This is a genomic window from Mucilaginibacter gynuensis, from assembly GCF_039541195.1.
Lineage (GTDB): Bacteria > Bacteroidota > Bacteroidia > Sphingobacteriales > Sphingobacteriaceae > Mucilaginibacter > Mucilaginibacter gynuensis.
On record NZ_BAABFT010000001.1, the window covers coordinates 691,474 to 705,338 of the forward strand.

Genomic DNA, 13,865 nt, shown 5'->3' on the forward strand with positions numbered 1-13,865 from the left:
GTTTAGATGATTGGTATGCTTACCATGTCAAATTTACATTTATTCCGTCAAGACTGTTATCAAATTTAAGGTAACATGTTGATGACGAAGCATCCCATGAGGTTACTACAGCACTTATCTTTTGCCCTTTGTCATCGGTAAGTACAATCGCTTTTGCTTGGGCAGGTAAATGCACACGCATGCTGTTTATAGTTTTAACTGGGCTTTTGGCAGTAAAACTGTAGCTGTTCTTATCCCACTTTTCGTTATACACACGCGATGCCGACGCCAGCACCTTAGCCTTTTGTTTATCGGCAACACGGTTCATATCGTACAAATACGCCTGCCTGCCCGGGTACACCTTCTTTTCGGCCAGTACGGGTAGCTCGGGGTCAAACAGATCAATTACCGGGCCTTTCACCACGTAAGGTTTGTTACCCACGCTTTCGTCCATTACTGATACGATATCGTACGGACCGCGTTCAAGATATAAATAGTTATTGTAGGTTATTTTACCCGCCTTCGCTTCATTTTCATAGGCATTTTTCACTGCATTAATATACACATCGGCAGTATGTGATTCCATCACAAATTCTTTAGGATTTTGCCTGATGATGTGTACCATACCGCTCCCAACCTTAAACTCGTTGTGTGCCGAATCGGGATGAATGGTTAATTGCCTGAACAAGTCTTCGGATGGTGCTTTATAGTTATTGCCTTTAATGTTCCACCATTCCATTACGGTTTGGTAAGGGTCATCATCGCGACCGCAATAAATTAATACTCCCCCTTTTTTTACCCAGGCAGCTATATGCTTATGCACGTCGGCCGTCATGGGTTTCATGTTCGAGTAACTCATTACCAGTACCTTTATATCCTTCAGGGTTTTCTCAAAGGCCAGGTTTTCCATGTGTACGGTTTGTACCGGTATGCCTAACTTAAGCAGCGGCATGGTTTGCCCGTAAAAATTAGAGAACTGCGGATCTTCAAACCCATTATGTGTTGGAAAACGCTGAAACATCAGCGAATTACCCATCAACACACCAATACCGCTCACACCCGATACCTTGTTATCTGATAAAGGCATATCGTTCAACGAATTTACCATCACCTGCATTTGGGTAGAGTAATATTTAGGGATAAGGATGCTGCTATCACTATTGGCAATTTTATACGGACGTGTGTATATACGCTCAGGCCAGGGCATTACCTCATAATCTGCCACCATTGGGTAAAGCAACTTAGCGGTAAATGTGGCCTCGTAATTGCGTTTGTAGTCACTCCAGTCGCGCGGCCAGTCTTCTATAGGGTCAGTCAGGAAAAACACTTTGCGGTTGGTAGGCGCGGTCATTGATACCATTGAACCGTACTCCAAAAAAGCGTTCTCAAATACCCGTTCTTTAGGTAAACCGTTGTAATACGTTGGTTCGCGCGAGGTGCCTGTCCAAACCTGTGCTATGTAACCATCAATACTCGGCAATGATGCCAGGCTGGCCTCGGGGCTCACTATCTTCCACGACGAATAATTTACCAGCGAGTGCGTAGGTATGTAGAACTTAATATGAAGCCCTTTACTTTTACCATAAGCCTTGCCATATATTGATACTTCTTTTATGGCATTATAGTATAAATTGTATTTCAGTTTGCTTGATAAATAAGTATTCTCGGGCGATAAATGTTGCGCCCGCCACGGGAACCCGTAAAATTTCTGCCACTCATCTTTAAAAGAGTTGCTATAACCGGCACGCGCCCAAAACTCAGGTTCTTCAAGGTAAATGGAGGTGATTCCCGCATCTATTACTTTTTTTATAATGGTGTTCTTAAACCATTCCACATAAGAGGGTACGGGCACTATGTAAGGTACGTTGCGGCCATGCCAAATGGTATCGCCGTTCATTTGCACCTGCCCTTCGCCAAGATGGTTTTTGCCGTCGTATTTTCCTAAAAAATAATCCTGGTATTCGCCCCAGGCAATACCTGTCATAAAATGGGTGATATAACCATGGTCGCGCCATGATTTTACACGCTGTTCAAAGGTTAAACCGGGCCGGTCGTTTGAGCCGTAAACAATGGCTATATCGCTGCGCACATCAATTTCGGGTCGCCATGCGCTGCTGGTTTGGAAAGCGGTTTTCTCTTTACCTGTTGTAACCGGCGCTTTTTTGGTTTGCGCGGCGGCAGTTAAGGCAATACAAAGACCGCCGAAAAATAATATACTTTTTTTCATGGCAGATAATTGGTTTATAAAAGTGTGATGGTACAAACAGGTGGGCGCGTAATGCCCCACCTGTTCAAGCCCGTTTAGGGGATGGTGATCTTTTTAACTGTAGAGTAGTTATAGTAGTTTTGGCCATAAGCTATCCTGGTGCCTACCCTCAAATAAAAATCGCGGTGCAGATCGAGCTTACCACTTGATTTAATGGTTACAGTTTGCCCTACCGGCGCCGAATTGCCCGAATAATCTATCCTGGTAGAAAATCTGTCAACCCGGTTATTGTTGGCCACATAAGGCAGGTAATTTACAAACAGGTAGGTATCAGATATATTTTGCTGAAAATTAGGGTTTGATGTTCCCCTGCTAAATTTTATCTGAACACTTACGGTGCTATCGGCACTATTAAAAGTTGGCTCGCCTACCCACTCTACATTTAAAAATGGTTCTACCTGGAAGTTAACGGTGGTAACACCGCTAATATCAACTTCTTTACGGTTATCGGCCACTACAGTCCCCGCTTCGTCTGTTTGCAATAAAGGCACAAACGGACCTTCAACCGAAACGCGGTAATGACCTTTAAAAACTTTAGTATTGTTAAAAGTACCATCCTGCATCGAGGCGAAGTAGGTTGGCGTAGGCGTAGCGCTGTAACTCAGTTCTTCCAGCTTTACGCGTGTGCCGCTGCTGGCACTGGCCTCGGTTTGTATGCCTGCGCCGGTCACCACATCGGTCACACTGCCTCTCAGTGTTTCGGCTGGTTCGGGACTATCATCGTATTTTTTTGAGCATGACGTAGCGGCAAATACCATTAAAGCCAGGCCTGTATATATTAGTTTTTTCATTGCTGTTATTCGTCTAATTAAATTAATAACCCGGATTTTGAATCAAGTTCGGACTTTTTGAAATAGCCGATGTAGGTATTCTCTGGTAATACCAGCGCACATCAAAAGTGTAGCGGCTGTTACGCTCATCCAAACGGGCATCCATAAAATACTTGCTCGCGTTGGCTGCATAAAACGGCATCAGCGTACGATACAATGTACCGTTTTGCTCCTTATCCAATATGCGCCAGCGTTTTAAATCCCACCATATCTTGTTTTCAAAGGCCAGTTCTTTTCTGCGCTCTTTACGTACAATATTGATACTGTTCAGGTCTGCAGCGCTGTTAAGCATGGTAGCGCCCGCCCTTTCGCGAATCTGGTTAATACAAGTAAAAGCATCCTGCTGATAGTTCTCCCCAGTTTCACCCGCGGCATACAGTTCGTAAGCGGCTTCGGCGCGATTAAGCAAAACTTCGGCATAGCGCATCTCTATCCAGGTTTGATCTGAACGGTTTTCCAGCACTTCGGCAGTAGTTCTGTCCGGGTCGATATATTTTCTTACCGAAAAACCCGATACCGCACAGGTGCCGTCACCTGTAAAATAACCGCTTCTGCCTGCCGGGTTCATAGTACTTCCGTCGGGCAAAGTATAAGGTGTTTGGCTGGCGTTTGCAGATGATACGATATTGGCTGTAGGGTAGTTTGACGTAGAGTTTTCGGGCAATAACCTGCTGATACCCCCTGCCACGCTACCGGTATAAATACCCCGGCGAATCTCAATGCTTTCGCCCTTCATAATATCGCCGGGCAACACTACCGATGCACGTAAGCGTGGTTCGGCATCGGCAAAAATATCCATGGTATTATCATACAATACATATTTGCCATTGGCATCAAGTGTTTGTATGGTACCATCGGCATTTTTAGGGAAGCCATCAAACATCTCCACAAAATTAAGTGTAGGGTTTACCTCAGCCGAGTATCCGTTACCCCCCATTAACTGACGCGGCACGTTATAAGCATCATAACCATGCGCCGAGTTCGGATACATGTATTGACGTACCAATATATTTTCAGAGCTGGCATCATCAAAAAACAAGTCGACAAAATTTTGGTACTGCGCTTCTTTATCATTGGCAACCCAGGTCTTTTTATAAAGGGTGTATATGCCATCCAGGCTTTTAGCGGCATCATATGCGGCTTTAAAGTAAGTGGTAGCTTTGGCAGTGGGCACACCACACACCCTTGTTTGCCCATCAAATAAACTTACCTGGTTGTATTTAGCAATAGAGCCTGCATAAAGCATAGCGCGCGATTTAAATGCAGCAGCTACGTATTTATTTGCCCTCCCTACCTGACTTTTAATAGTCATATTGTTAATGGCATAATCAAAATCAACTGCCAGTGAATCCCAAACGGCTTCTTCAGATGCTCGCGGAATCTTCAAATCTTCTATACTCTCATCAGGATAATTAAGCACCCTGTTAACAATAGGTACACCACCGTACCTTTTAACCAGCGCCAGGTAAGTTACCGCACGTACAAAATGCGCTTCGCCCAACCAGTTCTTTACCTGCTCAGGGGTATAATTACTGGCATATTGAGGCAGTGTTTGTATAAAGTAATTTGCCTCGCGCAATAATGGGTAAGCATTATTCCAATAATCGAAGTTCTCGCTTGTAGCATTATTTAAATCGCGGCTAAGTGCTTCACCTGTGTTTGCAGGCATGGGGTTAACCAACCAAAAATCATTAATACCACGCGGTGAGTACCTAAAATCTTCTAAAGGCAATTCGCTGTACATGCGTGCCATATAAATCTGGATACCATTTTCGGTAGGGAAAACATCTTTATCCTGCACCACATTTACAGGAGGGACATCAAGTTTTCGGCAAGCAGAAAACCCAAGGGCTAACGTTGCCAATAAGATATATATTTTGAATTTCATGATGTTTAACGATTAAAATTTAACATTCAAACCAACAGAATACGTTTTATTAAGCGGGTACAAATAGCCATAAGTATCTGAAGGATGCTCAGGGTCAACGTACTTAATATCAGAAAGCGTCCACAAATTGTAGCCGTTCACATATATCCTCGCTCCCTTTATACCCAATTTCGACATCCATCCTGTTGGGAAAGTATAGCCGAACTCGGCGCTTTTTAAACGCAGATATTTAGAGTTCTGCAAGTTGAATGTTGAGTTTTCGTATGGTGTAGTACCTGTATAGGCAAAATGGCCGGGTACCCAAACAGTATTCGGGCTGTAGATATCTGCACTTGGATCTACCGGATGCCAGCGATCAAGAAACTGTGCTAAACCACTACCGCCGCCAAATTGCGCTTCGCGTAGCTGCTCAATGTATGATACGTTAGCCATTGAACTACCCTGAAACAATAAATTAACATCAAAACCTTTATATGAACCGCCAAGGGTTAAACCAAAGTTCATCAGTGGGGCGCCGGTATAGCCTATAGGGTGTATGTCGTTATCATCTATAACACCATCGCCATTCCAGTCTTCATAAGCATAATCGCCAACTATGGTACCGCGGTCAACATATACCGGGCTGTTTACAATAGCATCGTAATTTTGGAATTGCCCGTTTCCGGTGTATCCCCAGTAGGTATTATTGTAACGATTGTTTGAATTATTGCGCCAGTTAGCATAAGAGTTACCCTCCTGCGCACGCTCAACGTACAGGTTTTTAATACGTGTGTAAGATAATATGGCTTTTACAAAATAATTGAAGTTGCCAATTTTATTACGGTGATTAATCTCCAGATCGAAACCACGGGCCAGATCGCTGTTCAGGTTTTCCTGTGGTAAATTAACACCAATTACATCGGGCAAACTTAAAACTCGGGTTGACGGCATACCTGTACGTTCGCGTCTGAAATAGTCAAATGTAAATCCTAACAATCCTCTCCAGCCTTCAAAATCAATACCCGCGTCAAATGTTTTCGATTTCATCCAGGTAAAGTAAGGGTTTGGAATACCTCTGCTCTCCAAAGCGTTGATATACTTACCATCAAACACGTAACCACCAGGGCGCTTGTTGTATTCGCCACTTGCAGGATAAGTATAGCCTGTTACGTATTGATAGGCAAGATTAGCATCATCACCCAACAAACCGTATGATGCCCTAACTTTCAGGTTATCGATAAAAGACAGCGATTTATTATTTTTAATAAAACCTTCTTCAGATACGCGCCAGCCCACAGATCCACCCGGGAAGAAACCATACCTGGAAAGCGGAGAGTTCTTTGATGATCCATCTCTGCGGAAACTGAACTCGGCAAGATATTTGCCTTTATAAGCGTAATTAAACTTACCTACAAAACCTACGGTTGAATAATTATACAACTGATCGACAGACATATTAGCTATTTGTCCATCTGCGTCACCGGCGAAAATATTATCAATAGGTAACGATACGTTACGCTGCGCATTGAAGTTATCACTTTTACGGTTTACATTTTCAAGCAATACCAAACCCGAAATGCTGTGATCGTTACCGATAACCCTATCGTAGTTTAACGACATTTGAGTTAGTATGGTAGGCCGGGTAAAATAATCGCGGTATACACTGCTTGGCGAAGCCTGCATAACAGGGTTATAAACATTCGCGGAAGCATCATAAGTATACTGTGTATACTCTTTCTGATAAGCCTTACCTTCTGCTGTGTTATAATCATAGCTAAATAAGCCTTTTGCTTTTAAGCCCGTTATGCCCGGTACATCGTAAGTTAAGTTGATAGATGACTGGAACCACCTGTTGATGTAGTTTTTGTATCCGGAAATACTCTCATTAGAAAGTGCAATAGGGTTTGTACCGTCAACCGATGGGTTGAACAGGTAATCGCCATTGTTATTGGCATAAATATTATCCAGCGGGTTTTGACGCCAGAATGAGCGGATGATCCACCAGGCATCATTATATGGCTGATGTTTTTGATCGAGGATACCACTGATATTTAAATCGAGCGATAGCCTTTTTGTAAGCTGGCTGCTCAGATTTGAACGCACGTTATAACGCCTGTAATTCAAATCGCCGCTGCGTAAAAAGCCGTCTTGCGCGGTGTAACCCAAACTGGCAAAAAATTTGGTAGTTTCGTTACCACCGCTTGCACTAAGGTTATGTTGCGATTGAGGTACCGAACCTTTTATTACCGGCGTGTACCAATCGGTACTTGTTTTTGCACCGCTTAAATATGGTGCGAAATCAGCATCACTAAAAGCAACCGTTCCACCGTTAACATTATGTTTTGCCGCTTCGTTGCGCAAGGTCATATAACCTATAGCATCCTGTGAACGCGGCAAACCTGACGGTTTTTGTACGGTGAAGGTACCTGTGTAGTTAAACTCAGTACCCTTTTTACCTTTTTTGGTGGTTACCAGCACCACGCCATTAGCTGCCCTTACACCATATACCGCTGCCGATGCATCTTTAAGTACAGATATACTTTCAACATCGTTCATATCAAGGCGGGTAACATTATCGCGCGGCACACCATCAATCACTATTAGTGGCGTTCCAAGTCCCCTGATATCAAAGGTGTTGGTAAATGTACCCGGCTCGGCAGTGTTTTGTACTACACGCACACCGGCAATTTTACCGGTTAGCGCGTTTTGTATATTCTCGTTTTTAGTAGTGGTGATCTCATCACTTTTTATGGATGATACCGCACCGGTTAAGGTCACCTTTTTTTGCGTACCATAACCTACCACCACTACTTCGCTAAGCGATTGATTTTCAACCGCCAGCTGAATATTAATACTGGTACGGTTATTTACGGCTACCTCCTGCGATACGTAACCTATAAAGGTGAACACCAATGTTTCGTTGCCCGTTGGTACATTAATAGTGTATTTACCGTTAATATCGGTAACTATACCGGTTTGCGTACCTTTTATTAATACGCTTACGCCGGGCAGTGCAACTCCTTTTTCATCAACCACAGTACCGGTTACGGTGATGGCTTGTTGTTTTGGAGCATTTACAGCTACAGGTGCTTTACGCTTAATTACAATGGTTTTGTTTTTAACAGTATAATCGAGCGGCTGGCCGGCAAAGGCCATTTTCAATACATCCTCAACAGGTGTGTTCACCACGTTAATGGTAACGGGCTTAGCCTCATCAAGCATTGGAGTGTTGTATAAAAAATTGTAGCCGCTTTGTTGTCTCAATTCGGTAAGTATCTTCTCAAAAGGCGCATCTTTTTCAGACAAGGTGATTTTTTGTCCGAAACTGGCAGCGCTTACTTGCATAAAAGCTACTAATAAAATAGCAAAAGTGATTTTCATAATCAGCAAGAATTTTAATGGGATGCTGTAACCGCGCCCACTATTAAAATTTAGGTATAATTGCATACATTTGATTTGTTTGGGTTTAATAATAGATGGTTAGTAATAAGATGCTCCCTCTGGTTGCCCAGACATTTATCCGGGGGCGCTGCAACGCTCCCGGTGTCTTTCTTTTTTCAACCCGCGGAATTTAAAAGATGTAAACTCACGGCATAACTTTTATCCTCCTTCCTTCCAGGTTGAAATGTACACTTCCCGTTAGTTCAAGCATATCCAGCACTTCGGTTACGTTCTCGAATTTTGATACTGAGCCCGAAAACTCTTTGCCCTTCATATTGCCTGTGTAAACGGCTTCAATATTGTACCAGCGCGCCAGCTTGCGCATAATGCTCTGTATGTTCTCGTCTTCAAATAAAAAGTAACCGTTCTTCCAGGCCACAGCCGCTTCCAGGTTAGCCTTGCGGGTGGTTATCGCGCTGTGCTCATCAGTAACCAGCGCCTGCATACCGGGCTTCAGCATGGCGCTGCCCGCGGTGTTGCTCAGTTTAACGGATCCTTCCAACAGGGTCACTTTGCTTTTCGCCTCTTCCGCATAAGCGTTTACGTTGAAATGCGTACCTAAAACACTTATTTTGTTGCCGTTAAATGTTACATTAAATGGCTTAGCGACATTTTTAGCCACTTCAAAATATACTTCGCCCGTCACCTCCACATTGCGCTCTTTGCCATTAAATACCGTAGGGAATTTTAACGATGATGCCGCGTTGAGCCAAACTTTGGTACCATCCTCTAAAATAACCTGGTATTGCCCGCCTATTGGCGTAGTGATGGTGTTCATTACGGCTGCTAATTCTTCTTCCTTGATCTTTTTACCACCGGTATTGTCTTTGCCTTTTTTGCCTCGCAGATCGTATACCAGTTGGCCGTTAGTGTTTTGTTTTACAGGTACGCCATCCTTATCGGTAACCAAACCTTTTTTATCGTTATCAAGCGGAATCTTTGTACCATCGGCAAGGGTGAGCACAGCTTTGTTACCGCCGGGTTTTACGATGTGTACACGGGCAGCTATATTTTGTCGGGGAATTACATCCTGCCCCTGGCGATATTTATAAAACACCACGCTAACCAGTACCAGCAAGACCGATGCCGCTGCCGACCACCATAAACGTTTTGATGAGGTCGATTTTTTAACAGGTTGTACTTGCGTGGCAAGCCTGTCGTATATTTCATGCTTAATAGCTTCACGGTCGCCCATGGTATCCTCCCAAGGGTGTTCTTTCAGTTCAAAGCCGTCAATATATTTCAGCAAGAGTTCTTTCTCTGCTTCAGTACATTGCCCTGCAAGGAACTTTTCGTAAAGTAAAATATATTGATCCTGATTCATTGTTGTGGTGGAATGATTGGCTATTTACAGAGAGCACTTTTTTATGCCGTACACACATACGAATAATAAAAAAATGCCGAAATGAGATCAAAACAATGTTCGTGCGGTATTATTTATAGAAAACAAACAATAGTATGAGTATAGCCGAGAGGTCTTTCAATGATAAACGCAAGTGGTGGAGGGCATGCGTTAACTGGTTTTCAACCGTACGTTTTGATATACCAAGCATATCGGCAATTTGATCGTTACTTAACTGCTGTTTGCGGCTGAGTATAAATATATCGCGGCAACGCTTAGGCAAAACCTTCAGCTGATTGTCGAGGGTGTCTTCCAGTTCGAGGTGGCGAATATTGGTTTCGCCCGTGTTTATGCTGGTAGCGGTGCTAAAATCTTCCCAATTGTCCACATAATCAACAGGTACAGCACGTATGGCCTTAATTTGCTTATATACATGGTAACGGGCCGAAGCACGCAGATAAGCCGAAAAATTACTAATATCCAATTGCTTGCGTTTGAGCCATATATTCAGAAAAATATCATGCGCAATTTCTTTACAGGCATCCTCATTTTTTAAATAATGATGCGCGGTAGTATACAGCTTATACCAGTACTTATCAAAAAGTACCGAAAAAGCAGCATGGTCATCGTTAACTATGGCTTGCCACAATTCGATGTCAGATAATTGACTCAACGACATAATTAATTGGTTAAAATTATGTATCGTAAAAATATTAAATAAATAGTGGCCGGGTTATCCCGGCGTGTTAATTGGTTCGTTTTTCAACAGCACCCTGCTCGATGTTTAATTGAGTTATTCAGGTATAGAGTAGCATTTCACAATATTTATTTTCACAGGTAAACGGTATATTAAATTCGTTTTTATTATGGCGATGTACCGGTTGATTAAACCTGATACATAAGCGTATCCATCCTATGTATTAACATCTTTAGATAACGCTAATAAAGGATGAACCCCGCCCGTGGGCCGTTTACACAAAAAATTAATATAAGCTAAAGAATTACCCCACCAACTAATGCCGGCCGGGTTGCTGATTTGCTGTGCTTGAATATTTAGCGCCGCGAACAAAATTCGACTTGCGTATACCTTCTTCATAGAAACAGGTAAATGTGGTTTAACTATTGCAAATATATTTTTATAAAGCATAATTACCCATCCCTGTTAACAGATCGTTCTTTGTAAAAAGCATCATGTAAGGTGTGTAATATACGGTTCAGTATCATAGAGACATTTTTGAACATGCACACACATACTTTTTAATGTTTTTTTTATTTTATTGTAAAAAACTAACAAACAGAATGTTACGACTAATTCCAACAGTTACACTTAGTTTCTTTGGTAATATTACGTGTAGTTATCAAAAAAGAATGCTTTCGAACATGATGATTAGAAAGCAAATTGAGCTTTAAGGATAGCTTAAATATAGTTTGTAATATTTTTAATGCAAAGCATGCCCGCACGTACAATTCATGTTTAGAGTGTGTTTCAACCCCATATCCTTCATTATACTGTGACCGTTCTGATAATAATTGATGCTTAATTTTAAGAGTGGTTAAGCTATAAGTGAGGTTTGTTAGCTAAGATCCAACTGACTTAAAAAACTTTCCGCAGCTCGTAAATGGTTCTCCCTTTTTTCATGATCCATTTTATCGAATGTTTTAACCAGCATTCCAAGGCGGGGATTTTGTAAAAAGAAGTTCCGGTGCACATGCATAAACCGCCAGAATAATCCGTCCCATATTTGCTGCCAGTCGCCTTTTGACCAGTCGCCCATTTTCAGTAAATAATTGCTGCCGCTGATGTAAGGTTTGGTCATCATCAAACCGCCGTCGGCAAATTGAGTCATGCCATAGGTATTAGGCACCATTACCCAATCGTAAGCATCAACGTACATTTCCATAAACCAGCGATACACATCGTGCGGATCAAATTCGCACAGCAACATGAAGTTGCCCATAACCATTAACCTTTCAATGTGGTGGCTGTAACCAGTAGCAAGTACTCTTTTTATAACCGTATCAACCGGTAAAACACCTGTTTCGCCCTTCCAAAAACTGTGTGGAATTTTACGGGAGAAGCCCCAGTAATTTTTAGTACGCTGCTTAACCCCTTCGCGTTCATACACAATATGGATAAATTCGCGCCAGCCCATCACCTGCCTTATAAACCCTTCCACCGAATTCAATGGCACTTCATTTTCTGCCGCATAAGCAAGCGCCGCATCGATAACCTGTTTGGGGTTAAGCAGGCCGATATTTAGCATAGGTGTGAGTACCGAATGATACAGGAAGCTTTCTGTTGACAACATCGCGTCTTCATATACACCAAACTGATTAAACCGCTGTCGCAAAAAATCAGTAAACCATTGCCGGGCATCTGCAAAATTAATTGGGTAAAAGCCATTACCTTCTTTAAAGGGCGAAGCTGTAGTACCGTAATTATTGGCATAGTGTTCATCAACCCAATTTCGGGCATGTGTTACATACTCATTTTCGGTAGGAATATCCAAAGCGGGTATAGGCGTATTTTTGGGTATCTTCTTACGGTTTTCGCTATCGTATGTCCACTTGTTCCCTATAGGTTTACCATCGGCCTCCAGCAATATTTTGCGTTGCTTACGCTGCTGAATATAAAAATCTGTTTGAAAGTATGATTGCTTTTCATCAAAAAAATCAACCACGTCGCCTGCACTGTTAAGCCAGTTGGGGCTTCGGTATTCGGCCAGTTGTACACCCAACTTGGCGCATGTTGCATCAAGCCGCTTTTCAAGCCAATCGTCGGCTAAATGAGCATAATGTATTTGCCTGATACCTGCGGCAGCCAGGTGAGGTATCAGATTCCTGATATCGCAAAGCGGATCAGTCGCCTCAATATAATTAACCTCAAAATTTTCACTGCGAAGATGATCTGCATAGCACTGCATTGATGCCCGGTGCAATACAAGCTTTTGTTTATTAAACTTATATTGGTTAAAAAACAATTCTTCCTCTACCAGGTAAACCGGTCGTAACGGCTTCACCGCCGGATGTTCTTCGAATAACTGGTGCGGAAAAATGAGGGTAATGGCAACGTGCATATTATTGCCAACATGCAAGGGCAAAAGCTTGTTTGCACCGTGATAAAAAAGAGTCGCGTAACTACCGGCTATTATAAATTTTACATGATGCCTTTATATACAACCAAAAAAATAATATGATCTTTCTGATCTCATCGGCACGTTTTATATCTCTGTGCTTATAAAGTATATTAATTATCCTGATATGGCCAGTAACCAGTCCAGTTCGGGGCCGCTGGTTTGAGGCGGCAAAGCTTTAGCATAAGGCTTACCTACTAAACGTATGTTTTGTGTTGAAGACAGACCGTGCAAACTAACTGTTCTTCTTTCGTGGCCTGATTCATCAGTACCTAAAAGACTGTATGCTTCTTCAGATATCACCATATCGTTATTATACTGTTTGGTTGCGGCCTGTAAGCGCGCGGCTATATTTACCGGCAAACCCATTACAGTTAAACGCTCCCTTTCATCCAGTCCGAATTGCCCTACCACCACATTACCGGCATGCATGCCTATACCAATCTCTAACGGATTGTTATAATACGGCACGGCATAAGCCTCGTTAAACATGTTGAGGGTTTCAAACATCAGCTTTGCTGATTGAAAGGCATGTGCCGCGGCATCGCGGATACTGGTTTGCAGACCGAAAACAGCATAAAGGCTATCCCCTGCCGTTTCAACCACTTTGCCTTTAAATTTACCTACAATGCCGTTAAACACGGTAAATAAGCGGCGTACAACCTGTATCACCTCCATTGCAGGCCTCGATTCCATCAGGCTGCTAAAGTTGCGGATGTCTAAAAACAGTATAGCAAGTTCTTCTTCGCGATCGGCTACGCGCAGTTGTTTATTATCCTGAGAATTATCAAGCAGGCCCTCTATCAATTGTGGGCAGCAGTTGGCTAATGACTCGTTTTCAACAGGTTGACCGTTTGAAACGATGCCCTGGTTATCTGTGGTGTAATTATTTTCCATGCGGTTAAAATCGTGAGTGTTTAGTTAGATAGACGCAAAGCTCATCAAAACATTTTATTAAAAATGCAGATAATAATTACCTGATGTTTCTATGACGCGAATTGGATTT

8 protein-coding genes are annotated in these 13,865 nt (G+C 42.6%); all 8 read right to left on the reverse strand.

Annotation, left to right across the window (positions count from 1 at the left end; translation table 11 throughout):
• Positions 1–19 precede the first annotated feature (19 nt).
• Complete coding sequence (locus tag ABD894_RS02835; protein WP_345209465.1) at positions 20–2,206, reverse strand: hypothetical protein; 2,187 nt, start codon at positions 2,204–2,206, stop codon at positions 20–22.
• Between the two features lie 74 nt (positions 2,207–2,280).
• The gene (locus ABD894_RS02840; RefSeq protein ID WP_345209466.1) at positions 2,281–3,036 is read right to left on the reverse strand and encodes a DUF3823 domain-containing protein; all 756 of its coding nucleotides are present in this window, start codon (positions 3,034–3,036) and stop codon (positions 2,281–2,283) included.
• 22 nt (positions 3,037–3,058) lie between these two features.
• The gene (locus ABD894_RS02845) at positions 3,059–4,963 is read right to left on the reverse strand and encodes a RagB/SusD family nutrient uptake outer membrane protein (protein WP_345209467.1); all 1,905 of its coding nucleotides are present in this window, start codon (positions 4,961–4,963) and stop codon (positions 3,059–3,061) included.
• A 12-nt stretch (positions 4,964–4,975) separates the two neighbouring features.
• Complete coding sequence (locus ABD894_RS02850; RefSeq protein WP_345209468.1) at positions 4,976–8,323, reverse strand: TonB-dependent receptor; 3,348 nt, start codon at positions 8,321–8,323, stop codon at positions 4,976–4,978.
• A gap of 205 nt (positions 8,324–8,528) precedes the next feature.
• Positions 8,529–9,707: a FecR family protein gene (locus ABD894_RS02855; protein WP_345209469.1), complete on the reverse strand. Its 1,179-nt coding sequence runs from the start codon at positions 9,705–9,707 to the stop codon at positions 8,529–8,531.
• Between the two features lie 109 nt (positions 9,708–9,816).
• Positions 9,817–10,404, reverse strand: coding sequence for an RNA polymerase sigma factor (locus ABD894_RS02860; RefSeq protein ID WP_345209470.1), 588 nt, complete (start codon positions 10,402–10,404; stop codon positions 9,817–9,819).
• A gap of 895 nt (positions 10,405–11,299) precedes the next feature.
• Positions 11,300–12,802, reverse strand: coding sequence for a cryptochrome/photolyase family protein (locus ABD894_RS02865; RefSeq protein WP_345209471.1), 1,503 nt, complete (start codon positions 12,800–12,802; stop codon positions 11,300–11,302).
• Positions 12,803–12,976: 174 nt separating this feature from the next.
• Positions 12,977–13,756 carry an adenylate/guanylate cyclase domain-containing protein gene (locus tag ABD894_RS02870; RefSeq protein ID WP_345209472.1) on the reverse strand — a complete coding sequence of 260 codons (780 nt, stop codon included), beginning with the start codon at positions 13,754–13,756 and terminating at the stop codon, positions 12,977–12,979.
• Positions 13,757–13,865: the final 109 nt, after the last annotated feature.

Excerpts from the sequence above, each read along its gene's own strand:
- ABD894_RS02835 (WP_345209465.1), bottom strand. The coding sequence starts at position 2,206 with ATGAAAAAAAGTATATTATTTTTCGGCGGTCTTTGTATTGCCTTAACT.
- ABD894_RS02840 (WP_345209466.1), bottom strand. The coding sequence starts at position 3,036 with ATGAAAAAACTAATATATACAGGCCTGGCTTTAATGGTATTTGCCGCT.
- ABD894_RS02845 (WP_345209467.1), bottom strand. The coding sequence starts at position 4,963 with ATGAAATTCAAAATATATATCTTATTGGCAACGTTAGCCCTTGGGTTT.
- ABD894_RS02850 (WP_345209468.1), bottom strand. The coding sequence starts at position 8,323 with ATGAAAATCACTTTTGCTATTTTATTAGTAGCTTTTATGCAAGTAAGC.
- ABD894_RS02855 (WP_345209469.1), bottom strand. The coding sequence starts at position 9,707 with ATGAATCAGGATCAATATATTTTACTTTACGAAAAGTTCCTTGCAGGG.
- ABD894_RS02860 (WP_345209470.1), bottom strand. The coding sequence starts at position 10,404 with ATGTCGTTGAGTCAATTATCTGACATCGAATTGTGGCAAGCCATAGTT.
- ABD894_RS02865 (WP_345209471.1), bottom strand. The coding sequence starts at position 12,802 with ATGCACGTTGCCATTACCCTCATTTTTCCGCACCAGTTATTCGAAGAA.
- ABD894_RS02870 (WP_345209472.1), bottom strand. The coding sequence starts at position 13,756 with ATGGAAAATAATTACACCACAGATAACCAGGGCATCGTTTCAAACGGT.